A 26,857-nucleotide genomic window follows, 5' to 3' on the forward strand; every position below is an offset into this window, starting at 1 on the left:
CTTATTTCTCCTCTTTTTGGTGTTTTTTAAACCAACTACGAAAACTTTCACCATCACCTTCAGGTAAATTTCTCGCTTCTGTCCATGCTTTTATTGCACCGATATTTAATGGCGCTTTACCTTCTTTAATAAACCATTTTGTAGCATGAGCCCCCATATTCATCCCAACTTTCCATAACATAGGATGGCGGTTCACATAATTAAATACCCGAGTAATATTACGTTCAGTTGTCGGTGTTATACCTTGCTCTACCATAACTTCACGATGTTTCTTTATAAGATTTGATAAAGGTATTTTTACTGGGCAAACGCTATCACAAGCAGTACATAATGAGCAGACATAAGGCAGGTTTTTAAAGTCTTTATATCCACCAAGTAGTGGCGTTAAGACGGCACCAACAGGGCCTGGATAGATAGAATCATATCCTTGACCGCCAATATGGCGATAAGCAGGGCAAGTATTCATACAAGCACCACAACGGATACAACGTAAAATATCTTTAAATTCAGAACCAATGATCTTCGAGCGGCCATTGTCTACAATAACAAGATGGAAATCTTCTGGGCCATCAACGTTGTCATTCTCTTTAGGGCCAGTAAGCCATGTATTATAGCCCGTTAAACGTAACCCTACTGCACTACGGGCCAACATGGTAATTAAGATATCTACCTCTTTAAAAGTAGGTGCAATACGTTCCATCCCCATCACCGCAATATGCGTTTTGGGTAATGTTGTACTTAATCGTGCATTACCTTCATTAGTGACTAAACAAACAGAACCTGTTTCTGCTACCGCAAAATTACACCCCGTAATACCGATATCGGCAGTAAAAAAATCGTCTCTAATGTTCTGGCGAACAAAACGCGTCATTTCTTCTGGTGTATCTGAGCCGTTATAACCCAGTTTGTCATGAAATATTTGACGTATCTGAGCTCTATTTTTATGAATAGCAGGGACCACTACATGAGATGGGGCATCTTTTGCTTGTTGAAGAATAAACTCGGCTAAATCGGTTTCAATAACATTAATACCTGCATTTTCTAATACAGGGTTTAAGCCAATTTCTTCCGTCACCATTGATTTGGCTTTGACTATTTTTTTGGCTTTTTTCTCTTTTGCAATATTGAGAATATATTGAGAGGCTTCTTCTTTCGTTTGAGCAAAGAAAACATGCCCACCATGTTGTTCTATTTTTTCAGATAATTGATATAAATAGGCATCTAAATTAGCAAGTACATGATCACGAATTTGTGCCGCTCTATCCCGCCAATCCTCCCAGTGTCCTAATTCATCAACCATTTTTTGACGATTACGGCCAATAGTTTCTTGCGCATTAGCAACGGCTTTTTGCATAATTTGATCGTGAACTTGACGATCAATTAGCGTTTTAAAAGGAAGAGAGCTTGTTTTTAATGACATAATTCCTCCTCATTGCTCATCAATACTTGCGCAATATGCATCACTTTAACTGGACGACCTTCTCTCTCTAAACGACCACCTATATTTAATAAGCAACTGACATCCGCACCAATTAAATAGTCAGGATGAGCATCCATAATGTGGTGAACTTTTTCTTTGACCATTTCACCTGAAATTTCAGCCATTTTTACCGAAAACGTCCCCCCAAAACCACAACAGGTTTCCATATTGTCAAAAGGTAATAATTCTAGCCCTTTTACATGACGTAATAATGTGAGTGGCTCTTCTTTCACTCCCATTTTACGAAATAAGCTACAAGACGGGTGATAAACAGCTTTTCCTTTAAGACTTGCACCTACATCAACAATATTTAATTGATTAACGATAAAGGAGGTGAGATCAAACATGCGATTAGCTATTTTTTCTGCACGAATAGCCCAGTCAGGTTCATTTACCAGATATTTAGCATAACTTTTAATAGCAAAAGAACATGATCCAGCAGGAGAAATAATAGGATAGTCATTAACTTCAAAGGTTTTAATCAAGTTTTTCATCGCTGGAATGGCATCTTTAATATATCCACTATTAATAGCAGGTTGACCACAACAGCCCTGTTTTTCGAGAAAATGAACTCGACAGCCTAGTTTTTCTAACAGCAATACGCTATCTCTTGCCATCTGAGACTTTAAAGCGTCACCAATGCATGTTACATAAAAATTAACATCCATACTTATGCTCCCATTGCTTTTATCTATGTAGAGTAAGTAAATAAGCCGAGACTCATTTATAAACTCATTTGTATGACAAATAGTGTTGCATAAAAATAATGTTAAATATATGTGTATAAGTGTTTTTTTTATAAATTTACAGTTTTCAAGAAATAAAGAAATGGGAATATAAAGGGTATTTATGATTATTTTTTAATAAAAACAATTTATTACTGTGGCAAATTGAGGGCGTTTATTAAGTCTAGTTTTATTACGATAAATAAAGAATTTAACGTAAGCGAAATAGAATAAACGCAAAAAAGCCAACCCATTGGGTTGGCTTTCTCGTCTTATTTAATGCTTGGCAGTTCCCTACTCTCACATGGGGAGACCCCACACTACCATCGGCGCTACGGCGTTTCACTTCTGAGTTCGGCATGGGATCAGGTGGGACCACCGCGCTATGGCCGCCAAGCAGAATTCTTCAAATTCTGTAATTATTCGTCTCATCCTGAGACTCACCCCTTCGGGGCCAGTGCTCCGCACTGTTCCAGTTTGTTCCAGACAAACTGGTCGGTTTTAATCACTCGCTTCTTTCCTTTCGGTAAGTCGCCAGTAATTCAATCTTAAACAAGCTGACTTCATCGTTTCGTCTCTCTGACAAAACACTTTCGGTGTTGTCAGGTTAAGCCTCACGGTTCATTAGTACTGGTTAGCTCAACGTATCGCTACGCTTACACACCCAGCCTATCAACGTCTTAGTCTTAAACGTTCCTTTAGGTCGCTTAAAGCGACAGGGAAGACTCATCTCGAGGCAAGTTTCCCGCTTAGATGCTTTCAGCGGTTATCTCTTCCGCACTTAGCTACCGGGCAATGCCATTGGCATGACAACCCGAACACCAGTGGTGCGTTCACTCCGGTCCTCTCGTACTAGGAGCAACCCCTCTCAATCTTCCAACGCCCACGGCAGATAGGGACCGAACTGTCTCACGACGTTCTAAACCCAGCTCGCGTACCACTTTAAATGGCGAACAGCCATACCCTTGGGACCTACTTCAGCCCCAGGATGTGATGAGCCGACATCGAGGTGCCAAACACCGCCGTCGATATGAACTCTTGGGCGGTATCAGCCTGTTATCCCCGGAGTACCTTTTATCCGTTGAGCGATGGCCCTTCCATTCAGAACCACCGGATCACTAAGACCTACTTTCGTACCTGCTCGAGCCGTCACTCTCGCAGTCAAGCTGGCTTATGCCTTTGCACTAACCGCATGATGTCCGACCATGCTTAGCCAACCTTCGTGCTCCTCCGTTACTCTTTAGGAGGAGACCGCCCCAGTCAAACTACCCACCAGACACGGTCCCCGACCCAGTTTATGGGCCTAGGTTAGAACATCAAACGTTAAAGGGTGGTATTTCAAGGTTGGCTCCATGCAGACTGGCGTCCACACTTCAAAGCCTCCCACCTATCCTACACATCAAGGCTCAATGTTCAGTGTCAAGCTATAGTAAAGGTTCACGGGGTCTTTCCGTCTTGCCGCGGGTACACTGCATCTTCACAGCGAGTTCAATTTCACTGAGTCTCGGGTGGAGACAGCCTGGCCATCATTACGCCATTCGTGCAGGTCGGAACTTACCCGACAAGGAATTTCGCTACCTTAGGACCGTTATAGTTACGGCCGCCGTTTACTGGGGCTTCGATCAGGAGCTTCGCCTTACGGCTGACCCCATCAATTAACCTTCCAGCACCGGGCAGGCGTCACACCGTATACGTCCACTTTCGTGTTTGCACAGTGCTGTGTTTTTAATAAACAGTTGCAGCCAGCTGGTATCTTCGACTGGCTTCAGCGCCGTCCGCAAGGGACTTTACCTACCGCCAGCGTGCCTTCTCCCGAAGTTACGGCACCATTTTGCCTAGTTCCTTCACCCGAGTTCTCTCAAGCGCCTGAGTATTCTCTACCTGACCACCTGTGTCGGTTTGGGGTACGATTGTTGGTAACCTGAAGCTTAGAGGCTTTTCCTGGAAGCGGGGCATCAATTGCTTCACCACCTTGGTGGTTCGTCATCACATCTCAGCATTAAGTGACCGGATTTGCCTAATCACTCTGCCTACCTGCTTGAACCGGGACGACCGTCGCCCGGACAACCTAGCCTTCTCCGTTCCCCCATCGCAGTTACCACCAGTACGGGAATATTAACCCGTTTCCCATCGACTACGCTTTTCAGCCTCGCCTTAGGGGTCGACTCACCCTGCCCCGATTAACGTTGGACAGGAACCCTTGGTCTTCCGGCGTGCGGGTTTTTCACCCGCATTATCGTTACTTATGTCAGCATTCGCACTTCTGATACCTCCAGCATACCTCACAGTACACCTTCGCAGGCTTACAGAACGCTCCCCTACCCAACAACACTACGTGTCGCTGCCGCAGCTTCGGTGCATGGTTTAGCCCCGTTACATCTTCCGCGCGGGCCGACTCGACCAGTGAGCTATTACGCTTTCTTTAAATGATGGCTGCTTCTAAGCCAACATCCTGGCTGTCTGAGCCTTCCCACTTCGTTTCCCACTTAACCATGACTTTGGGACCTTAGCTGGCGGTCTGGGTTGTTTCCCTCTTCACGACGGACGTTAGCACCCGCCGTGTGTCTCCCGTGATAACATTCTTCGGTATTCGCAGTTTGCATCGAGTTGGTAAGTCGGGATGACCCCCTAGTCGAAACAGTGCTCTACCCCCGAAGATGAGTTCACGAGGCGCTACCTAAATAGCTTTCGGGGAGAACCAGCTATCTCCCGGTTTGATTGGCCTTTCACCCCCATCCACAAGTCATCCGCTAATTTTTCAACATTAGTCGGTTCGGTCCTCCAGTTAGTGTTACCCAACCTTCAACCTGCCCATGGATAGATCACCGGGTTTCGGGTCTATACCCTGCAACTCATTCGCCCAGTTAAGACTCGGTTTCCCTACGGCTCCCCTATGTGGTTAACCTTGCTACAGAATATAAGTCGCTGACCCATTATACAAAAGGTACGCAGTCACCCCATAAAGAGGCTCCTACTGCTTGTACGTACACGGTTTCAGGTTCTTTTTCACTCCCCTCGCCGGGGTTCTTTTCGCCTTTCCCTCACGGTACTGGTTCACTATCGGTCAATCAGGAGTATTTAGCCTTGGAGGATGGTCCCCCCATATTCAGACAGGATAACACGTGTCCCGCCCTACTCATCGAGTTCACAATAACAGCATCTTCAGATACGGGGCTATCACCCTTTACTGCCGGACTTTCCAGACCGTTCTCCTGACACTGCTATTGATTAAGACTCTGGGCTGCTCCCCGTTCGCTCGCCGCTACTAGGGGAATCTCGGTTGATTTCTTTTCCTCGGGGTACTGAGATGTTTCAGTTCTCCCGGTTCGCCTCATTAACCTATGGATTCAGTTAATGATAGTATCCATTGGATACTGGGTTTCCCCATTCGGATATCGTCGGGTATAACGGTTCATATCACCTTACCGACGCTTTTCGCAGATTAGCACGTCCTTCATCGCCTCTGATTGCCTAGGCATCCACCGTGTACGCTTATTCGCTTAACCTCACAACCCGAAAGTGTCTCTTTCAAAGACTATCTGGGTGGTGATGGCTGCGCAGATTACATTTCTTCGTTGGGCAGTGCTCGCAATGCTCACATACTTAAGTATGCTGCGCTTGCTGTGCGCTGTCCGCCTCGAACTGTAAATTGCTCGCTCATCCCACTTTGATGTCAAAACACATTCAAAGTTTGAGATTTTGAGAGACTCATCAATATACCTCGTTGTTGATATATTGATTTGTTTTCAATTTTTCAGCTTGTTCCAGATTGTTAAAGAGCATAATAAGTAAGATAACTCATTTGAATTAGCTTAGTTATTCTCTGACTTTCGTCAGATAAGTGGTACGCCTTTCACTCATACCGCGCATTGGCGTCCCCTAGGGGATTCGAACCCCTGTTACCGCCGTGAAAGGGCGGTGTCCTAGGCCTCTAGACGAAGGGGACTTCTGTCAGCTTCGCAGACGCGCTTTTGCTCGTTCTTCATCAGACAATCTGTGTGAGCACTGCACATAACACGTATCTCTTAGGTAAGGAGGTGATCCAACCGCAGGTTCCCCTACGGTTACCTTGTTACGACTTCACCCCAGTCATGAATCACAAAGTGGTAAGCGCCCTCCCGAAGGTTAAGCTACCTACTTCTTTTGCAACCCACTCCCATGGTGTGACGGGCGGTGTGTACAAGGCCCGGGAACGTATTCACCGTAGCATTCTGATCTACGATTACTAGCGATTCCGACTTCATGGAGTCGAGTTGCAGACTCCAATCCGGACTACGACAGACTTTATGAGTTCCGCTTGCTCTCGCGAGGTCGCTTCTCTTTGTATCTGCCATTGTAGCACGTGTGTAGCCCTACTCGTAAGGGCCATGATGACTTGACGTCATCCCCACCTTCCTCCGGTTTATCACCGGCAGTCTCCTTTGAGTTCCCACCATTACGTGCTGGCAACAAAGGATAAGGGTTGCGCTCGTTGCGGGACTTAACCCAACATTTCACAACACGAGCTGACGACAGCCATGCAGCACCTGTCTCAGCGTTCCCGAAGGCACTCCTCTATCTCTAAAGGATTCGCTGGATGTCAAGAGTAGGTAAGGTTCTTCGCGTTGCATCGAATTAAACCACATGCTCCACCGCTTGTGCGGGCCCCCGTCAATTCATTTGAGTTTTAACCTTGCGGCCGTACTCCCCAGGCGGTCGATTTAACGCGTTAGCTCCAGAAGCCACGGTTCAAGACCACAACCTCTAAATCGACATCGTTTACAGCGTGGACTACCAGGGTATCTAATCCTGTTTGCTCCCCACGCTTTCGCACCTGAGCGTCAGTCTTTGTCCAGGGGGCCGCCTTCGCCACCGGTATTCCTCCACATCTCTACGCATTTCACCGCTACACATGGAATTCTACCCCCCTCTACAAGACTCTAGCCAACCAGTTTCAGATGCAATTCCCAAGTTAAGCTCGGGGCTTTCACATCTGACTTAATTGACCGCCTGCGTGCGCTTTACGCCCAGTAATTCCGATTAACGCTTGCACCCTCCGTATTACCGCGGCTGCTGGCACGGAGTTAGCCGGTGCTTCTTCTGCGGGTAACGTCAATTGATAAGGGTATTAACCTTATCACCTTCCTCCCCGCTGAAAGTACTTTACAACCCTAAGGCCTTCTTCATACACGCGGCATGGCTGCATCAGGCTTGCGCCCATTGTGCAATATTCCCCACTGCTGCCTCCCGTAGGAGTCTGGGCCGTGTCTCAGTCCCAGTGTGGCTGATCATCCTCTCAGACCAGCTAGAGATCGTCGCCTAGGTGAGCCTTTACCCCACCTACTAGCTAATCCCATATGGGTTCATCCGATAGTGCAAGGTCCGAAGAGCCCCTGCTTTGGTCCGTAGACATTATGCGGTATTAGCCACCGTTTCCAGTAGTTATCCCCCTCTATCGGGCAGATCCCCATACATTACTCACCCGTCCGCCGCTCGTCAGCAAGAAAGCAAGCTTTCTCCTGTTACCGCTCGACTTGCATGTGTTAGGCCTGCCGCCAGCGTTCAATCTGAGCCATGATCAAACTCTTCAATTAAAAGTGTTTGATGCTCAAAGAAATCGAAAACTTAGCTTATTCATTATATGAATTAACTTGTTAGTCACTCTTCAAGACTTGATACATCTAATTTTTTAGAAGATATCGTCTCTGCGAGTGCCCACACAGATTGTCTGATAATTTGTTAAAGAGCAGTGCAACTATCGCTGCCGTTTCCGGTCTTCTGCGTTGTTGCGAGGAGGCGTATATTACGCTATTCCTCTGAAGAGTCAAGAGTTTTTTCAAACTTTTTTCTTTTCTCTTCCCTTTCCGTCGTTGCTGTTGTCAGCTCATCGTCGGTCAGTGGGTGCGCATTATAGGGGCTTCTCAGATTAGCGCAAGTATTTATTTCAATTTTTTTTCTGTTCGCTCTATTTTTCAACAAAACGAATGAAAATGCTCTAATTTTACACTGATAGATTAAAATCCAAACAGCTTTATTGCTATTACTCACGTAATATAGAAAGCAAATTATGGTAAAGGTAACTATTATTATGCAACTAAGCGAACAACGCTCAGCATCCCAAAAAAATCTTTCTTATATTGTTGCTGAAAAGCTAGGTAAACAAATACTTTCTGGATACTACGAACCTGAATCTTTATTACCTGGTGAGATAGAACTCGCTGAACTACTTTCAGTCAGTCGAACTGTTATTCGTGAAGCAATAAAAATGCTTGCTGGAAAAGGTATGTTACTACCTCGGCCAAGAATAGGTACTCGAGTTACGCCAATGCAAAATTGGAATCTATTAGATAATGATTTACTTAATTGGTGGATAGATAGCGGTGAATTTAATAAGGTGAGTCATTATTTCCATCATGTTCGTTTAGCAATAGAACCTCAAGCCTGTTATTTAGCTGCATTACATGCTTCAGAGACACAAAAAGAGTCGCTATTATTTCTAGCTACAGAAATGCAGCTACTCAAAGATAACTTTAACCGTCAGCATTGGTTAGATATTGATACACAATTTCACTATCTAATCTATCAAGCCAGTGGCAATCCATTTTTTGCTTCTTTTGGTTCTCTTTTTCTATCTGCCTACAAAAAATATTTTGATTTAATTGTTGGCAATGAAACAGTACAGCCTGAAACTCATAATCAAATTGTACAAGCGATTATAGAAGGAGATGGAAATAGAGCGCGTGATCTTTGTTTAATACTATTAATAAATGACTGAGTATTTTTAATACGATTTTATTGTCTTTTTGTTTATACTGGCTAATAAGCTAAATATAAAAGAAAGACGGTATCTGTTACATGTTAAAATCCGCCAAAAATATGTCAGGGTTGCCCTGGATCGCTGCAATGGCTTTTTTTATGCAGTCATTAGATGCGACTATATTAAATACGGCACTCCCTGATATAGCTAAAAGTCTTAACCACTCCCCTCTCGCCATGCAATCAGCCGTAATTAGCTATACTTTAACGGTAGCTTTATTAATTCCTGTAAGTGGATGGTTAGCTGATAGATTTGGGACTCGCAAGATTTTCATTATCGCCGTTTCACTCTTTTCTGGCGGTTCATTATTATGCGCACTTTCTCCTAACCTTGCTTTTTTGGTAATTTCGCGGGTTATACAAGGAATAGGTGGTGCAATGATGATGCCGGTTGCTCGTCTTGCTTTATTAAGAGCTTATCCTCGTAGCGAACTCCTTCCCATTCTTAACTTTGTCACCATGCCGGGGCTTGTGGGGCCAATTGCGGGTCCATTATTGGGAGGGATCCTTGTCACCTATGCTTCTTGGCATTGGATATTTATTATTAATATTCCTATTGGCTTACTTGGTATTTTTTACGCCATAAAACATATGCCTAATTTTACGATGCCAAAACGTAAATTTGACTTACTCGGTTTTATTTTCTTTGGTTTTGGTTTAGTCATGTTATCCGTCAGCCTCGATCTTTTTGGCGATAAAAACATCTCTCGATATATCCCTCTTGCGGTGATTTTAGGTGGCTTCTTTTTACTCGGTCTCTATATCAATCACGCTAAACGCCACCAGCAACCCTTAATACCATTAAATATATTCAAAACACGGACTTTCTCTGTCGGTATTGCGGGTAATATCGCAACGCGCTTAGGAACAGGATGCATTCCTTTCTTAATGCCACTGATGTTACAAGTAGGTTTTGGCTATCCTGCTATTATCTCAGGTATGATGATGGCACCAATGGCTTTGGGCTCTATACTCGCCAAATCCTTTGTGACAAAAGTCTTAGTGACATTTAGCTATCGCCGGACACTATTTGGAATAACCATTATTATAGGTCTGATGATTGCACAGTTTTCCTTACAATCACCTGATATGTCTATTTATTACCTAGTATTACCACTCTTTTTATTAGGTGTTGTCATGTCAATTCAGTTTACTTCGATGAATACTATTTCACTCGCTGACTTAACTGACAATAATGCCAGTTCAGGCAATAGTGTTTTAGCCGTCACTCAACAACTAGCGATTAGTTTTGGTATTGCAGTAAGTGCTTCTATCTTAAATTATTTTGATGCAGAAAATGCCGGCTCTACGGTAGATAACTTCCATTATACTTTTATTACTGTCGGCGCTATTACACTACTCTCTTCATTTGTCTTCTTATTACTTAATAAGCATGATGGTGATAATCTTACTAATAAGAAGAAAAATGAAAACTAATTAGTTGAGATATAAAAATAAAAGAGAGCCTATAGCTCTCTTTTATACGCCACTCTAAATAGCGATAATCTTATTTTTACGCTAGTCATGCTGCGACAAAAAAGCTTCAATTTCATGGCGCCAAGGTACTGACGGTTGTGCTCCTGCACGAGTAACAGCGATAGCGGCGGCTGCATGCGCAAATTTAATCGCCTTCATCATTGGTAAACCTTCTAATAAAGCCGTTATAAAAGCGCCATTAAATGTATCTCCTGCAGCAATAGTATCTATTGCGGTCACTTTAAATGCCGGAACCATCGTTCCTTGATTGTTTTGACTAACCCAAACACCACGGCTACCCAAAGTAATTAAAACGGTTTCTATCCCTTTATCATGTAATATATTAGATGCACGTTGAGCACTTTCATCATCAATAACTTTTACCCCCGTGAGGTATTCAGTTTCTGTTTCATTAGGTGTAATGATATCAACGAGAGATAATAATTCATCCGGCAAAGCCTGTGCTGGTGCTGGGTTTAATATGACTTGCACACTTTCTTGTTTAGCGACTTGAGCCGCTTTTAATACAGAATCTAGAGGTGATTCTAATTGCATAAGTAAAGCATCTGCTTTTTTAATCACCGAGTTATAACGTTCAACATATTCTCTGTTTAACCTTCCATTGGCTCCAGCGTGTATACCAATAACGTTTTCACCTTGCTGATTAACAAAAATCAACGCAACACCCGTGGCTTCATCATCAATTAATTCAATACAATCTGTATCTATTTTATCTGTGATCAGCTGAGCTTTAGCACTTTGACCAATATCGTCATTTCCAAGACAAGCTAAAAAGGTAATATTAGCACCACAACGCCCTGCAGCGACGGCTTGATTTGCACCTTTACCTCCAAAAACCATCTGATACTGATTACCGGAAATAGTTTCACCAGGATGCGGAAAATGAGCAACATTAAGAATATGATCGACATTAACACTACCTAAAATCACTAATTTCTTCGCTTCCATGATATTTCCTTACTATCAAGTGATAATGTTTTAATGCCATTAATTGATGACATGTCGTATTTTAAATCGATCATCTCAGCAACATTAATGAAAAAACGTGATCACCATCGAAACGTTTCGCCAGCAAAACAAAAAAGAACCAAAAGAAGCAGTAGGAAGCTGAATCGATTTTTGTTATAAACGAATTGTGTACTAATTGAATAATTGACTATATGTCATTACTCATTTTTTGATAGTTTCATCTCTATAACGAAAATAAGTACCCTAATTAGGAGCCTTTATGCAACTTGCAGAACGGATCTCACAACTTAGCCAATACCTTGAAACTGGGCTTTATGAACGTCAATCAGCGATACGGCTTTGCTTACTCGCGGCTTTAAGTGGAGAAAGCGTTTTTTTGCTAGGTCCTCCAGGTATTGCTAAAAGCTTAATTGCGAGAAGAATGAAAGAGGCATTTAAACACGCTAAAGCGTTTGAATATTTAATGACCCGTTTTTCAACACCTGAAGAAATTTTTGGTCCACTATCCATTCAAGCATTAAAAGATGAAGGAAAATACCAACGTTTAACCGAAGGTTATTTACCTGACGCCGAAATTGTTTTTCTTGATGAAATATGGAAAGCCGGTCCCGCTATTTTGAATACCTTATTAACGGCAATTAATGAACGTAAATTTCGCAATGGCGAAAACGAAGTAAGTATTCCCATGCGTTTGTTAGTTTCGGCTTCTAATGAACTACCTGATTCAGACAGCAGTCTTGAAGCGCTTTATGATCGAATGCTGATTAGAATTTGGTTATCAAAAGTACAAGATAAAAAAAACTTCCGGGCGTTATTAGTTAATAAAGAGGTCAGCGCTTTTCGTATTCCTGAACAACTACAAATTACAACAGACGAATTTTTACTTTGGCAAACAGAGTTAGAAAAAATTACTTTGAATGACCACTTATTCGAATTAATTTATCAACTTCGCAACTCACTCGATAAAAGTGATGCAGCACCTTATGTTTCAGACAGACGTTGGAAAAAAGCGGTTCGTCTATTACAGGCCAGTGCTTTTTTTAATGGTCGTAGTGCGATATCACCTTTAGATCTTATTCTGTTAAAAGATTGCCTTTGGCATGATCAAGCTTCTTTTGCGCTGCTAAATGACTTATTAAAAACACTATTAACAGAACAAGCATACCACCAGCTAACACTTTTACAGAAAATAGAAAATCTGTGGGCTGAATGGATGCAATCGACAAGAAGCAAACAAGATCAACAAGCATTTCGCTTTGAAAAACAAAGTAGTATGTTTGGTAGAAATATACATTTCAAATTATCAGAAAAAATGCAGTCTGATAAATTTACGCTGTTTTTACATATTCCACTGCATATACATAGTATTCAAGTTAACTTTATAACTGTTGAGAAAAAAGCATTAGAAACTTTCTTAGATAAAGGTGATGAACTCTCTGCCAGATTAAATGGTATTGGTTTCCCACAATCTATTAATGCACAAATTCGTCAAGATGGTGTCTTAGAGGTATTGGATGTTAGTCGCCGAACAACGTCGTTATACCAACAGTCAGAAAGCATCAAAACAGAGCCTATTGAAGATAATCAACAATGGTTAGATAAATTAAAAGATCTCACCCAAGAGATTTATTCTGAACAAGAAAATTTTAATCATCATCAACCTAATATCTTTATTGATAATGATTGGCTCATTTCTATAGAACAAAGCTTTTTGCAATTAAATGAAAAATTATCTCAATTAAGAAGTCAAATAAAGTGACCATGCCATGCTAACACTTTCTACCATCGATATGCTTTTAGCGATAAACGAAGGGCAGCTTATAGAAGAAGTGATTATCACTTTATTAGCTTCTCCTCAATTAGCTGTTTTTTTTGAAAAACACCCAAGATTAAAAAAAGCATTACTAAAAGACATTTATCAATGGAAAAAAAGCTTACAAGAAAAAGTGAAAGAAACACTGGTGCCGACCATCATCGCAGATGAATTTGCACTTTATCAGCAAACGCAATCATTATGTAATGCTGTTTTTAATCAGCAAGTGGACAATATTCTTACAGAACTAAATCAGCTTGATTCTTCATTTGTTATAGAAGCAACACAACTAATAAAAACAAATAAACCTTTTTCTCCAGCTCAACAAGCTCTATTTATTCAACGCTGGCGCATTAGTTTAATATTTCAAGTCACGACATTACATAAAGCACTGTTTGAACAAGAGCAAGAGCAGTTACTTGCAGAACTACAAGAACGCTTAGCATTAAGTGGCAGTTTAAGTAATACATTTTCTGAAAATGAACGGGCTGCAGGCCGTTTATGGGATATGAGCAAAGGCGTTATTACCAAAACCCCCTATGATGAGAAAATTATTCAACGTTATAGTGATTTTCTAAATCAACAACCTGAATTACATAAATTGGCCAGCTTACTGGGGCGAAGTAAAACGGCGAAATCGCTTCCTGAAGAGAGTGTGATTTTTGAATCAATAACAATCGTTGAAAAAGCACCGGATACCACGCCAGAGCAAGTAAATGGTATAGGCTTAAGTGATGATATTTTACGTTTATTACCTGCTGAACTAGCTTTATTAGGCATAAATGAAGTTGAGTATGAGTTTTATCGTAAACTCATTGAAAAACAGCTCAATACTTATCGTTTACAGGGTGATAGTTGGCAGGAACGCACAGTATTACGCCCAGTCACTCATCACCTTGATGAAGAACGGCCAAGAGGCCCTTTTATCATTTGTATCGACACTTCTGGCTCTATGGGGGGATTTAATGAGCAATGTGCTAAAGCCTTTGGTTTAGCACTAATGAAAATAGCACTAGCGGATAACCGTGCCTGTCATGTCATGCTGTTTTCAACAGAAATGATCCATTACCAATTATCTTCTTCTGATGGATTACAAGAACTTGTTAAATTTTTGAATCAAACATTTAGAGGTGGAACTGATTTAGCATCTTGTTTAAATGAGGTAGCAGATAAGCTTAATACCCCCACATGGAAAGACGCTGATGCTGTTGTTATTTCTGACTTTGTTGCCCAAAGGTTACCCGAAAACCTAATCAATAAAATCAAAAAAGTCCAACAGCAACAGCATAATCGCTTCCATGCGGTTACCCTATCCAATTATGGTAAACCCAGTATTATGAAAATTTTCGACCACATATGGCGTTTTGATACTGGGTTAAAAAGTCGATTACTACGACGTTGGCGTCAATAATTACAGCATATCCGCAAAAGCTAAACGGGTGTCTTGTTGCCAAACGCCACATTGTACTTGTCCAATATGCTCTTTTTGCAAAAGTAGCATGACTAAACGTGATTGACCTATACCGCCACCAATTGTTTGTGGCATATCGCCATGCATTAATGCTTTGTGCCAATCTAACTCAAGACGTTGAGTATCATCAGTTAAAGTTAGCTGACGCATTAATGTCTCTGGATCAACGCGGATACCCATTGACGACACTTCAAAAGCATCTTGCAATACTGGGTTCCAAACTAAAATATCGCCGTTCAACCCTGCAAAGCCATCTTCGTTAGGTGTTGTCCAGTCATCATAATCTGGCGCTCTTACATCATGAGCTTCGCCACTTGATAGTTTTCCACCAATACCGATTAAGAAAACAGCACCATATTCTTTAGCTATCGCTTTTTCACGACCTTTAGCATCAAGATCAGGGTAGCGACGTAACAGTTCTTCAGTGTGAATAAATTGAATTTGATCTGGCAGGAACGGTGTCAGACCAAATTCATCGCTGACGGCTTTTTCAGTTTCTTTTATAGCCTGATAGATTTTACCCACTGTCTGCTTAAGGTAAGGTAGTGTACGCTCCTCACCTTCCATCACTTTTTCCCAATCCCACTGATCAACATAGACAGAATGGATTGGCGTTAAGCGATCTTCATCTGGTCTCAAGGCTTTCATATGTGTATAAAGACCTTGACCAGAACTAAATCCAAAACGACCTAATGTTTTACGTTTCCATTTTGCTAATGAATGGACAACTTCAAAGGTAGAATCAGGTAAAGATTTCACTTTAACCTGTACGGCCTTCTCATGACCAGATAAGTTATCTTGAGTTCCATCACCAAGGCGACTTAAGATCGGTCCTTGAACTTCAATCAGGCCTAATTCTTTTTCTAATAAACGTGAAAAATATGATTTAACAAAGCTAATTTGTTGTTGAGTCTGAATGAATGATTTTTCCATTTTTTATATCCCTAGTGGCGATGTTGTGTTTTGCTGAGATAGATTAAGCAACAAAAGTGGGGGTAAATTCAATATACTTCATTAAAAATAGCCTTGCCTATTTAAAATCGTTAAAAAAAACACTATAAAAATGCATTATCATTAAAAACAGGGGGATTTTATGGACAATATTTATCAGATCGATAATCTCGATCGTGACATACTTCACGCTTTAATGGCGAATGCTCGAACACCTTATGCTGAATTAGCTAAAAAATTTGCAGTAAGTCCGGGCACAATTCATGTTCGTGTTGAAAAAATGAAGCAAGCAGGAATTATTACGGGGACACGCGTAGATATAAGTGAAAAACAACTAGGGTTTGATGTTTGCTGCTTTATTGGCATCATTTTAAAAAGTGCCAAAGACTACCATACCGCATTAGATAAGCTAGATAAGTTAGATGAAGTGGTTGAGGTTTATTATACAACAGGTCAATACAGTATCTTTATTAAGGTAATGTGTAAAAGCATCGAAGCGCTTCAAGACGTACTTATCAACAAAATTCAGACTATTGATGAAATCCAATCGACAGAAACCTTGATCTCTTTGCAAAACCCGATAACAAGGACAATCAAGCCATAACGAAAAAAAACTATTTTTTTTTATAACCACATTATCCACAGGTAGATCCCAAGTGATTCACAGCGTACAATAGCGCGTCTTGAACATAAGGAGATCATGAATGAAAAAAGTCACGCTAATTAGTGGCAGCACCATGGGTAGTGCTGAATATGTCGCCGAACACCTCGAAGAGATCTTATCTAAAGAGGGATTTGAGACAGATCTACACCATGGGCCTTCTCTTAATGATCTTCCGCAAGAAGGGATCTGGTTGGTGATCACTTCCACACACGGTGCAGGTGAGATCCCAGATAACCTCCAGCCATTTGCTGACGAAATCTCAGCAGACGGCATTGATCTAAGTAAAGTTTCTTTCGGTGCTGTAGGTATAGGAAGTAGTGAATATGACACTTTCTGTGGTGCGATCAGAACATTAGATCAAAAACTAATAGAAAAAGGGGCTGTTCGATTAGGTGATCGCCTAGAAATAGATATACAAGAACACGACATTCCGGAAGATCCAGCAGAGGAATGGCTTACAACTTGGAAAAATTTACTTTAAATCGAACAAAAAAACAGCAATCAGATGTGGATAACTATGCTTAAAAGCAGGGGTTAACCCGTAGTTATCCATTGTATAAGCCTATATCCAGAAATGACCTGTGTATAACTCGCTGTTTTGATCCCAGCTTATCAGCATCTAGATCACGGATCATTCACAGTATATGATCCTTTACACTTTTATGATCTTTAAATAGAAAATCCACTTATCCACAGAGGATCGCTTCCTTAATAAAAGATCTAATAAAGAGATCTTTAAATAAAAAGATCTTTAAATAATTACCTGCGGATCATGCTCACTTGTATCTGTCAAAAAGTTGAGTAGAATTCGTTTTCCCAATGCAACACATTCAGCATTTCGTAACATTTAAGGTTCACACATGTTTTATCCAGAACATTTTGACGTCATTGTCATCGGTGGTGGTCACGCCGGTACAGAAGCCGCTATGGCTGCAGCTCGTATGGGGCGTCAAACCCTATTACTGACCCACAATATTGATACTTTGGGCCAAATGTCTTGTAACCCAGCTATTGGTGGGATTGGTAAAGGGCATCTGGTAAAAGAGATCGATGCCATGGGTGGATTAATGGCCACAGCCATCGACCATGCTGGTATTCAATTTAGAACCCTTAATGCAAGTAAAGGGCCAGCAGTAAGAGCAACAAGAGCACAAGCCGATCGCGTACTTTATCGCCAAGCTATTCGCACAACCCTTGAAAATCAGCCTAATTTAATGATCTTCCAACAACCCGTTGAAGATCTCATTGTTGAAAATGACCAAGTAACGGGTGCAGTCACTCGTATGGGATTAAAATTCCGTGCTAAAGCGGTAGTTTTAACCGTAGGAACTTTCCTTGATGGAAAAATCCACATTGGTTTAGAAAATTACAGTGGTGGCCGAGCAGGTGATCCACCATCAGTCTCTTTATCACATCGATTAAGAGAATTACCTTTACGTGTAGGTCGCTTAAAAACAGGTACACCACCTCGTATTGATGCAAGAACTATCGATTTTAGTCAATTAGCGCCACAGTTAGGCGATAATCCAATGCCTGTTTTCTCATTTTTAGGTAATGTGGATCAACATCCTGAACAGATGCCTTGCCATATTACTCATACTAATGAGCAAACACATGAAATAATTCGTAATAACCTTGAGCGCAGTCCTATGTATGCAGGGGTTATTGAAGGTATCGGCCCTCGTTATTGTCCATCAATTGAAGATAAAGTGATGCGATTTGCTGATCGCAATTCACACCAAATCTTTTTAGAGCCTGAAGGCTTAACAAGCAATGAAATTTACCCTAATGGTATTTCAACAAGCTTACCTTTTGATGTTCAAATGCAAATAGTAAATTCCATGAAAGGTATGGAAAATGCCAAGATCATCCGACCTGGTTATGCGATAGAGTATGACTTTTTTGATCCCCGTGATCTTAAACAAACACTCGAAAGTAAGTTTATCAACGGATTATTCTTTGCTGGCCAAATTAATGGCACTACCGGTTATGAAGAAGCAGCAGCGCAAGGTCTATTAGCAGGTCTTAATGCGGCACGTTATGCTTTTGATCAAGAAGGTTGGTTCCCTCGTCGTGATCAAGCCTACATTGGTGTATTAGTTGATGATCTTTGTACCTTAGGTACGAAAGAGCCATACCGAATGTTTACTTCACGTGCTGAATATCGCTTGATGTTACGTGAAGACAATGCTGATTTACGTTTAACTGAAATTGGTCGTGAACTTGGTATGGTTGATGACAACCGTTGGGCGCAATTTAGTGAAAAAGTCGAATTAGTTGAAAAAGAGCGTCAACGTTTAAGAGATATTTGGGTTCATCCAAAAGCGGATAACCTAGAAGAAATCAATCAATTACTTAAAACGCCACTGTCTAAAGAGGCGAATGGGGAAGACTTATTACGTCGTCCTGAAATGACCTATGAGATTTTGAAAAAGATCCCTCGTTTTGCTCCTGGTATTGATGATTCGAGACCACAAGCGGCAGAGCAAGTTGAGATCCAAGTAAAATACGAAGGTTATATCAATCGTCAACAAGAAGAGATTGAAAAACAACTGCGTAATGAAAGTGCTGCATTGCCTATTGATATCGACTACAAACAGGTGAGTGGATTATCAAATGAAGTTATTGCCAAACTAAACGATCACAAGCCAACTTCAATAGGTCAGGCATCGCGGATCTCCGGTGTGACACCTGCAGCTATCTCAATTTTACTTGTTTGGTTAAAAAAACAAGGTTTATTACGCCGGAGTGCATCATGAGTGACTTACTTAATCGGTTAAAAAAGCTGGCAAAGCAAGCCAATATTGAGTTAACTGATGTTCAAGCTCAAAAATTAACCGCTTATGTTGCTATGCTCGATAAATGGAATAAAGCATATAATTTGACCTCTGTCAGAGATCCTCAACAGATGCTTATTCGTCATATCTTAGACAGCATAGTTGTGAGTCAATACCTTAAAGGAAACAACTTCATAGATGTTGGTACCGGGCCAGGATTGCCCGGTATTCCTTTAGCAATAATGCGTCCCGATCACCACTTTGTGTTACTTGATAGCTTAGGTAAACGCGTTCGTTTTATGAAACAAGTTCAGCATGAATTAGCTCTGCATAATATCGAACCTGTGCAATATCGAGTTGAAGAGTATCAAGTAGAAAAACCATTTGATGGTGTGATTAGTCGTGCTTTTGCCTCGATGAAAGATATGCTTTCTTGGTGTTCACATTTAGTCACTGAAGAACACGGGCGTTTTTATGCATTAAAAGGGCAGATTCATCAAGAAGAACTTGATGAGCTTTCTGAAAATGGTTTAAAGATGCCTGAAAAGGTGATTAATTTAGCGATCCCCGAATTGAATGAACAGCGTCATCTGGTTATTTTTTAAACTGTAGACGGCTATTCATCGGCTTCTTTTTTCATTTTTTGTGCTTTAGCGATAACATTTACAATGTTATCGCTATTTACTTTAAGGGATAAAATAGCGTCATTCCATATTTACCCATATTTTACAATTAAGTAACAAATAATTATCTTTTTATTTAATTGCCTGTATTCCCCTCATTTTTTTATTTTTCTTTCTAAAATAAATTAATAAATTTATGCATTCTCAAAAATATTTAATTTATTTAATTGAAAAATCATTAATTATTTTTCTTTTTGGCTGTTTTTGTTCAGAAAAAGGCAGTTATTTGTTAACTCTATTATAATTTTTATGAAATAAAATTTATTTATATACTATTTTGTGTGTTCTAGATCACATTATTTTTTCTGTTTATGCTGATTATTTTTGCGCTTTTTGTTGCTAATCATTTTCCATAAATGGAACCTTCATAAAAAATTTAAATTATTCTTCACTTTTTCGCTACTTATTGATTGAATTCATTGCCACGCCCCGTATAATTTGCTCGTTTTTGTCACTTGACACTTTATAGCAAAGACAGTTTGATACATTATTCAGTAATACCTTTTACGATAGCGAGTCTGGAGAATACAAACGTCATGTCTGTCTCCCTCTACAGCGGGAAAGTTGCACTGAAACTGTTATTTTTGCAGTTTATGACTTTTGTTATTCTCAGTGCGGGTTTCTACTTTAAGAGTACAGACTGGAGCTTTTCTGCTTTTTTAGGTGGAATTGCATGTTGGTTACCCAATATTGCATTTTTATTATTACTACGCTTACAAAAAGTAGATGAAAATGAAGCTTCAGTTCGCATAAACTGGCTTTTTGCTTTCAGTGAAGGGTTGAAGGTTATATTATCAATAGCCTTGCTGATAGTTGCTTTAGGAGTGTTTAAAGCGGCATTTGCACCACTGGTCATGACCTACTTAGCGGTGCTTGTTATGCAGGTCGTTGCACCAGCCGTCATAAACGGTTAGCGTTTTTAACAACAAAAGGGTAATTGGCATCATGTCTGCATCAGGAGAAGCATTAACCACTAGAGACTACATAGGTGGACATCTGAATAACCTTCAGTTGGACCTACGTACTTTCGAGTTGGTCAATCCCCATGCTGAAAATACGCCATCATTCTGGGTGTTAAATATTGACTCACTTTTCTTCTCTGTACTCATGGGGCTTTTGTTCCTATGGATATTTAGAAAAGTAGCAGTAAAAGCAACCAGTGGCGTACCGGGAAAATTCCAGACTGCAGTAGAAATGGTCATTGGTTTCGTTGATAGCAGCGTTCGTGATATGTATCACGGGAAGAGCAAAGTCATTGCACCTTTGGCATTGACTGTGTTCGTTTGGGTGCTGTTAATGAATGCCCTGGATTTATTACCAATTGATTTTATCCCATATATCGGTGAACACATCTTAGGGTTACCAGCGTTACGCATCGTTCCGACTGCTGACGTGAGTATCACTCTTTCGATGGCAATTGGTGTATTTATCCTGATTCTCTTCTACAGCATTAAGATGAAGGGCGTAAAAGGGTTTACTAAAGAGCTGACGTTACAGCCTTTTAATCACCCTGTATTTATTCCAATCAACTTAATTCTGGAAGGGGTAAGCCTGCTATCAAAACCTGTTTCACTCGGTCTTCGACTGTTTGGTAACATGTATGCGGGTGAACTGATCTTTATTCTTATTGCTGGTCTGTTACCGTGGTGGTCACAGTGGTTATTAAGCCTACCTTGGGCGATATTCCACATACTGATTATTACGTTACAAGCCTTTATTTTCATGGTTCTAACGATTGTTTATCTGTCGATGGCATCTGAAGAACATTAATTATTAACTCTTTAAAGAAATAACTGAAACAAACTGGAGACTGTCATGGAAAACCTGAGTATGGATCTGCTGTACATGGCTGCCGCTATTATGATGGGTTTAGCTGCAATCGGTGCTGCAATCGGTATCGGAATCCTCGGAGGCAAATTTTTAGAAGGTGCTGCTCGTCAGCCTGATCTGATCCCTCTTCTGCGTACACAGTTCTTTATCGTTATGGGTCTGGTTGACGCCATCCCAATGATTGCTGTGGGTCTGGGCCTTTACGTGATGTTTGCTGTCGCCTAATGATGGTGATGAGCAGTAAAAACATCAAGTTAGTTAATAACCAAGAAAGAGGTATTGTGCTGTGAATTTAAATGCAACAATCCTCGGCCAGGCCATCGCATTTGTCCTGTTTGTTTTGTTCTGCATGAAATATGTATGGCCACCAATTATGGCGGCCATTGAAAAACGTCAAAAAGAAATTGCTGACGGTTTATCTTCTGCAGAACGTGCGAAAAAGGACTTAGATTTAGCGAAAGCCGATGCAGGCGAACAGTTAGCGAAAGCAAAAGCTGAAGCACAAGCAATCATTGAGTCTGCGAATAAACAACGCACTCAAATGATTGAAGAAGCTAAAGCTGAAGCAGAGCAAGAACGTAGTAAGATCGTTGCACAAGCTCAATCCGAATTGGAAGCAGAGCGTAAACGTGCTCGTGAAGAACTTCGTAAACAAGTCGCTATGCTGGCTATCGCTGGTGCCGAGAAAATTATTGAACGTTCCGTGGATGAAGCTGCTAATAGCGACATCGTTGATAAACTGGTCGCTGAACTGTAAGGAGGGAGGGGCATGTCTGAAATAGCAACGGTAGCTCGCCCCTACGCCAAAGCAGCTTTTGACTTTGCTGTGGAAAACCAGGCTGTCGATAAATGGCAGGTTATGCTGGCATTCACCGCTGAAGTTGCACGCAATGAGCAGGTAACCGAATTACTTTCTGGTTCTTTAGCATCAGAAAAACTGGCTGACATCTTTATCGACCTTTGTGGCGATCAAATTGATGAACATGCTCAGAACTTAATTCGTGTTATGGCTGAGAATGACCGTTTATCAACATTGCCGGAAGTATTGAGCCAATTTATTCAATTGCGCGCAGTACTCGAGTCAACGGTTGATGTTGAAGTCACTTCTGCCATTGAGCTAACTAAACAGCAGCTAGCTAACATTTCTGCAGCGATGGAAAAACGTCTATCACGCAAAGTGAAGCTGAATTGCAAAATTGATAAGTCCGTTATCGCAGGCATGATTATACGCGCCGGTGACCTTGTCATCGACGGTAGTGTTCGTGGCCGTTTAGAGCGATTAACTGACGTCTTGCAGTCTTAAGGGGACTGGAGCATATGCAACTGAATTCCACTGAAATCAGCGAACTGATCAAGCAGCGCATTGCTCAGTTCAATGTAGTGAGTGAAGCTCACAATGAAGGTACGATTGTTTCCGTTAGTGACGGTATCATTCGTATCCACGGTTTAGCCGAAGTTATGCAGGGTGAAATGATCGCACTGCCGGGTAACCGTTTCGCTATCGCATTAAACTTAGAGCGCGACTCTGTTGGTGCGGTTGTGATGGGTCCTTATGCTGACTTAGCAGAAGGCATGAAAGTTAAATGTACAGGTCGTATTCTGGAAGTTCCAGTTGGCCGTGGTCTACTTGGTCGTGTAGTTAACACACTGGGTGAACCTATTGATGGTAAAGGTGCTGTAGAGCATGATGGCTTCTCACCTGTTGAGATGATTGCTCCAGGTGTTATCGACCGTCAATCAGTCGACCAACCTGTACAGACGGGTTATAAATCCGTTGACGCCATGATCCCAATTGGTCGTGGTCAGCGTGAATTGATCATCGGTGACCGCCAAACAGGTAAAACTGCTCTGGCTGTCGATGCGATTATTAATCAGCGTGACTCTGGCATTAAATGTATTTATGTCGCTATCGGTCAGAAAGCATCGACTATTTCGAACGTTGTTCGTAAATTAGAAGAGCATGGCGCGTTAGAAAACACCATTGTTGTTGTTGCTTCTGCATCAGAATCAGCAGCGTTGCAATACCTTGCTCCTTATGCGGGGTGTGCAATGGGTGAATACTTCCGTGACCGTGGTGAAGATGCTCTGATTATTTATGATGACCTGTCTAAACAGGCTGTCGCATACCGTCAAATTTCACTGTTACTTCGTCGTCCACCTGGACGTGAAGCTTACCCTGGTGACGTTTTCTATCTGCACTCCCGTTTATTGGAGCGCGCAGCGCGCGTTAGCGCTGAGTATGTAGAAAACTTTACTAACGGTGAAGTTAAAGGTAAAACCGGCTCACTGACTGCGTTACCTATTATCGAAACGCAAGCAGGGGACGTTTCTGCATTCGTTCCTACGAACGTAATCTCTATTACCGATGGTCAGATCTTCTTAGAATCTAACCTGTTTAACGCAGGTATCCGTCCAGCTGTTAACCCAGGGATCTCCGTATCTCGTGTAGGTGGTGCAGCTCAGACTAAGATTATGAAGAAACTTTCTGGTGGTATCCGTACTGCACTTGCGCAGTATCGTGAGCTGGCAGCATTCTCTCAGTTCGCTTCAGATCTGGATGATGCTACCCGTAAACAATTGAACCACGGTCAGAAAGTGACTGAATTGCTGAAACAGAAACAGTACGAACCAATGTCTGTCGCACAACAGTCTTTATCTCTGTTTGCTGCAGAACGTGGTTATCTGGAAGATGTTGAAATTTCAAAAGTTGTGCCATTTGAAGCGGCTTTATTAGCTTATGCTTCTCGTGAACATGCTGATTTACTGAAAGAAATCAACCAGACCGGTACTTATAACGAAGAAATCGAAGCGAAGCTGAAAGGCGTGCTAGACAACTTCAAAGCGACTCAGTCCTGGTAATAACTATTCGGCCTAATAATGATCATTAGGCCGTCTGGTTCATGAGGAGAAGCAGAAATGGCCGGCGCAAAAGAGATACGTTCGAAGATCGCCAGTGTGCAAAACACACAGAAGATCACTAAAGCGATGGAGATGGTCGCCGCGTCGAAAATGCGTAAAACGCAGGAACGCATGGCAGCCAGCCGTCCTTATGCAGAAACCATGCGCAGTGTGATTGGTCACCTTGCGTTAGGGAATCTGGAATATAAACATCCATACCTCGAAGAGCGTGAAGTTAAACGTGTCGGGTACCTGGTTGTTTCGACCGACCGTGGTTTGTGTGGTGGTTTGAACATTAACTTGTTCAAAAAACTGCTGGCAGACATGAAAGAGTGGTCTGATAAAGGTGTAGAAGTAGATTTAGCCCTTGTTGGTTCTAAAGCCGTTTCATTCTTTGCCTCTGTAGGTGGGAATGTTGTCGGTCAAGTAACCGGTATGGGTGATGATCCGCAACTATCTGACCTTATCGGCCCAGTCAATATCATGTTGCAGGCTTATGACGAAGGTCGTTTAGATAAACTGTATGTGGTGGCAAATAAGTTCATCAATACCATGGCCCAAGAGCCTAAAATTCTGCAAGTTTTACCATTACCACCAGGTGATGATGAAGAACTGAAAGAAAAATCTTGGGATTATCTGTACGAACCTGATCCTAAGACGTTACTGGATACTTTACTGCGTCGTTATATTGAATCGCAGGTTTATCAGAGCGTCGTAGAGAACTTAGCGAGTGAGCAGGCAGCACGAATGGTCGCGATGAAAGCCGCTACAGATAACGGTGGTAATCTGATTAAAGAACTGCAATTGGTGTACAACAAAGCACGCCAAGCAAGCATTACTCAGGAACTGACAGAAATTGTATCTGGTGCAGCCGCGGTATAACAGCTAGGTTTACGAATTACGTAGAGGATTCAAGATGGCTACTGGAAAGATTGTCCAGGTAATCGGCGCCGTAGTGGACGCCGAGTTCCCTCAGGATAGCGTCCCTAAAGTATACGACGCTCTTGAGGTTATGAATGGTAAAGAAAAACTGGTGCTGGAAGTTCAGCAACAGTTAGGCGGTGGTATCGTTCGTTGTATCGCAATGGGTACATCAGACGGTTTAAGCCGTGGCTTAAAGGTTGAAGATTTAGGCCACCCAATTGAAGTACCAGTAGGTAAAGCGACTTTAGGACGTATCATGAACGTTCTGGGTACACCTATTGATATGAAAGGTGAGATTGAAACCGAAGAGCGTTGGTCAATCCACCGTGAAGCACCAACTTACGAAGAGTTATCAAACTCTCAAGAACTGCTTGAAACCGGTATCAAAGTTATGGACTTAATCTGTCCATTTGCTAAAGGTGGTAAAGTCGGTCTGTTCGGTGGTGCGGGTGTTGGTAAAACAGTTAACATGATGGAATTGATCCGTAATATCGCGATCGAGCACTCAGGTTACTCTGTATTTGCTGGTGTTGGTGAGCGTACTCGTGAGGGTAACGACTTCTATCATGAAATGACAGATTCTAACGTTCTTGACAAAGTATCGTTAGTTTACGGTCAGATGAATGAGCCACCAGGAAACCGTCTGCGTGTTGCACTGACTGGTCTGACTATGGCTGAAAAATTCCGTGATGAAGGCCGTGACGTACTGTTATTCGTCGATAACATCTATCGTTACACCTTAGCCGGTACAGAAGTATCAGCACTGTTAGGTCGTATGCCATCAGCGGTAGGTTACCAACCAACATTGGCTGAAGAGATGGGTGTTCTGCAAGAGCGTATCACTTCAACCAAAACAGGTTCTATCACCTCTGTTCAGGCGGTATACGTACCTGCGGATGACTTAACTGACCCATCCCCAGCAACCACCTTTGCTCACTTAGATGCGACAGTGGTACTGAGCCGTCAAATTGCTTCGTTAGGTATCTACCCTGCGGTTGACCCACTGGATTCAACCAGTCGTCAGTTAGACCCACTGGTAGTTGGCCAAGAGCACTATGATGTTGCTCGTGGTGTTCAGTCTATCCTGCAACGTTATCAGGAACTGAAAGACATCATCGCTATCTTAGGTATGGATGAACTGTCAGAAGAAGATAAACTGGTTGTTGCGCGTGCGCGTAAGATCCAGCGCTTCCTATCTCAGCCATTCTTCGTTGCTGAAGTATTTACCGGTTCACCAGGTAAGTTCGTTTCCCTAAAAGACACAATCCGTGGCTTTAAAGGTATTCTGAACGGTGATTATGACCACCTGCCAGAGCAGGCGTTCTACATGGTTGGTACTATCGAAGAAGCAGTAGAAAAAGCTAAGAAGCTTTAATACGG

Annotated in this window: 20 protein-coding genes, 1 tRNA gene and 3 rRNA genes; 16 read left to right on the forward strand and 8 right to left on the reverse strand. The window is 41.7% G+C overall.

Annotated elements, in window-relative coordinates; genetic code table 11:
- Position 1: 1 nt before the first annotated feature.
- The 6 genes from PMI_RS15060 to PMI_RS15085 all read right to left on the reverse strand — a co-directional run bounded on the left by PMI_RS15060 (position 2) and on the right by PMI_RS15085 (position 7,778).
- Positions 2-1,420: a LutB/LldF family L-lactate oxidation iron-sulfur protein gene (locus PMI_RS15060; RefSeq protein WP_004246616.1), complete on the reverse strand. Its 1,419-nt coding sequence runs from the start codon at positions 1,418-1,420 to the stop codon at positions 2-4.
- Positions 1,411-2,148, reverse strand: coding sequence for a (Fe-S)-binding protein (locus PMI_RS15065; RefSeq protein WP_012368604.1), 738 nt, complete (start codon positions 2,146-2,148; stop codon positions 1,411-1,413). The genes PMI_RS15060 and PMI_RS15065 overlap by 10 nt, the downstream gene beginning before the upstream one ends.
- 338 nt (positions 2,149-2,486) lie before the next feature.
- Positions 2,487-2,602 (reverse strand): 5S ribosomal RNA (rrf, locus tag PMI_RS15070).
- Positions 2,603-2,808: 206 nt separating this feature from the next.
- Positions 2,809-5,711, reverse strand: a 23S ribosomal RNA gene (locus PMI_RS15075).
- A gap of 364 nt (positions 5,712-6,075) precedes the next feature.
- Positions 6,076-6,151: transfer RNA gene (locus PMI_RS15080), tRNA-Glu, on the reverse strand.
- Between the two features lie 84 nt (positions 6,152-6,235).
- Positions 6,236-7,778 (reverse strand): 16S ribosomal RNA (locus PMI_RS15085).
- Together the 16S, 23S and 5S rRNA genes with 1 tRNA gene alongside form the textbook arrangement of a ribosomal RNA operon.
- A gap of 494 nt (positions 7,779-8,272) precedes the next feature.
- Between PMI_RS15085 and PMI_RS15090 the strand changes: the two genes are divergently transcribed.
- Together PMI_RS15090 and mdtD are read left to right on the forward strand one after the other, a co-directional pair.
- Positions 8,273-8,959, forward strand: a complete 687-nt coding sequence (locus tag PMI_RS15090; RefSeq protein WP_004249867.1) for a FadR/GntR family transcriptional regulator — start codon at positions 8,273-8,275, stop codon at positions 8,957-8,959.
- Positions 8,960-9,039: 80 nt separating this feature from the next.
- Positions 9,040-10,437, forward strand: coding sequence for a multidrug transporter subunit MdtD (gene mdtD / locus PMI_RS15095; RefSeq protein WP_012368605.1), 1,398 nt, complete (start codon positions 9,040-9,042; stop codon positions 10,435-10,437).
- An 81-nt stretch (positions 10,438-10,518) separates the two neighbouring features.
- Here mdtD and rbsK read toward each other — a convergent pair whose 3' ends face one another.
- Positions 10,519-11,445, reverse strand: a complete 927-nt coding sequence (rbsK, locus tag PMI_RS15100; RefSeq protein WP_004246607.1) for a ribokinase — start codon at positions 11,443-11,445, stop codon at positions 10,519-10,521.
- Between the two features lie 280 nt (positions 11,446-11,725).
- Here rbsK and ravA point away from each other — a divergent pair, with 280 nt between their 5' ends.
- Both ravA and viaA read left to right on the forward strand, forming a co-directional pair.
- Entirely contained in the window at positions 11,726-13,225 is a 1,500-nt protein-coding gene (gene ravA, locus PMI_RS15105; protein ID WP_012368606.1) for an ATPase RavA, read from the forward strand.
- Between the two features lie 7 nt (positions 13,226-13,232).
- A complete protein-coding gene (viaA, locus tag PMI_RS15110) occupies positions 13,233-14,690 on the forward strand; it encodes an ATPase RavA stimulator ViaA (RefSeq protein WP_004246605.1) in 1,458 nt (485 codons plus the stop codon).
- On the opposite strand, the gene asnA is transcribed toward viaA, so the two are convergent.
- Entirely contained in the window at positions 14,691-15,683 is a 993-nt protein-coding gene (asnA, locus tag PMI_RS15115) for an aspartate--ammonia ligase (protein WP_004246604.1), read from the reverse strand.
- Between the two features lie 160 nt (positions 15,684-15,843).
- On the opposite strand from asnA, the gene asnC reads away from it, so the two are divergent.
- The 12 genes from asnC (at position 15,844) to atpD (ending at position 26,852) form a co-directional block, all read left to right on the forward strand.
- Positions 15,844-16,305 carry a transcriptional regulator AsnC gene (gene asnC / locus PMI_RS15120; RefSeq protein WP_004246603.1) on the forward strand — a complete coding sequence of 154 codons (462 nt, stop codon included), beginning with the start codon at positions 15,844-15,846 and terminating at the stop codon, positions 16,303-16,305.
- Positions 16,306-16,405: 100 nt separating this feature from the next.
- Complete coding sequence (gene mioC / locus PMI_RS15125) at positions 16,406-16,846, forward strand: FMN-binding protein MioC (RefSeq protein ID WP_004249871.1); 441 nt, start codon at positions 16,406-16,408, stop codon at positions 16,844-16,846.
- A 379-nt stretch (positions 16,847-17,225) separates the two neighbouring features.
- Positions 17,226-19,124, forward strand: a complete 1,899-nt coding sequence (gene mnmG / locus PMI_RS15130) for a tRNA uridine-5-carboxymethylaminomethyl(34) synthesis enzyme MnmG (protein ID WP_012368607.1) — start codon at positions 17,226-17,228, stop codon at positions 19,122-19,124.
- The gene (gene rsmG / locus PMI_RS15135) at positions 19,121-19,747 is read left to right on the forward strand and encodes a 16S rRNA (guanine(527)-N(7))-methyltransferase RsmG (protein WP_012368608.1); all 627 of its coding nucleotides are present in this window, start codon (positions 19,121-19,123) and stop codon (positions 19,745-19,747) included. Before mnmG ends, rsmG begins: the two co-directional genes overlap by 4 nt.
- 614 nt (positions 19,748-20,361) lie before the next feature.
- Entirely contained in the window at positions 20,362-20,739 is a 378-nt protein-coding gene (atpI, locus tag PMI_RS15140) for a F0F1 ATP synthase subunit I (protein WP_004246598.1), read from the forward strand.
- 31 nt (positions 20,740-20,770) lie between these two features.
- Positions 20,771-21,595, forward strand: coding sequence for a F0F1 ATP synthase subunit A (atpB, locus tag PMI_RS15145; RefSeq protein ID WP_004246597.1), 825 nt, complete (start codon positions 20,771-20,773; stop codon positions 21,593-21,595).
- A gap of 45 nt (positions 21,596-21,640) precedes the next feature.
- Complete coding sequence (gene atpE, locus PMI_RS15150; RefSeq protein WP_004246596.1) at positions 21,641-21,880, forward strand: F0F1 ATP synthase subunit C; 240 nt, start codon at positions 21,641-21,643, stop codon at positions 21,878-21,880.
- 61 nt (positions 21,881-21,941) lie between these two features.
- Positions 21,942-22,412: a F0F1 ATP synthase subunit B gene (gene atpF, locus PMI_RS15155; RefSeq protein WP_004246595.1), complete on the forward strand. Its 471-nt coding sequence runs from the start codon at positions 21,942-21,944 to the stop codon at positions 22,410-22,412.
- A gap of 12 nt (positions 22,413-22,424) precedes the next feature.
- Positions 22,425-22,958, forward strand: a complete 534-nt coding sequence (gene atpH / locus PMI_RS15160) for a F0F1 ATP synthase subunit delta (RefSeq protein WP_004246594.1) — start codon at positions 22,425-22,427, stop codon at positions 22,956-22,958.
- A 14-nt stretch (positions 22,959-22,972) separates the two neighbouring features.
- Positions 22,973-24,514, forward strand: a complete 1,542-nt coding sequence (gene atpA / locus PMI_RS15165; protein ID WP_004246592.1) for a F0F1 ATP synthase subunit alpha — start codon at positions 22,973-22,975, stop codon at positions 24,512-24,514.
- 57 nt (positions 24,515-24,571) lie between these two features.
- Positions 24,572-25,435, forward strand: a complete 864-nt coding sequence (gene atpG, locus PMI_RS15170) for a F0F1 ATP synthase subunit gamma (RefSeq protein WP_004246591.1) — start codon at positions 24,572-24,574, stop codon at positions 25,433-25,435.
- 34 nt (positions 25,436-25,469) lie between these two features.
- Positions 25,470-26,852 (forward strand): F0F1 ATP synthase subunit beta, encoded by a 1,383-nt coding sequence (gene atpD, locus PMI_RS15175; RefSeq protein ID WP_004246589.1) that lies wholly within the window; start codon positions 25,470-25,472, stop codon positions 26,850-26,852.
- The last annotated feature ends 5 nt before the right edge of the window (positions 26,853-26,857 follow it).

The organism is Proteus mirabilis HI4320, assembly GCF_000069965.1.
Classification (GTDB): domain Bacteria; phylum Pseudomonadota; class Gammaproteobacteria; order Enterobacterales; family Enterobacteriaceae; genus Proteus; species Proteus mirabilis.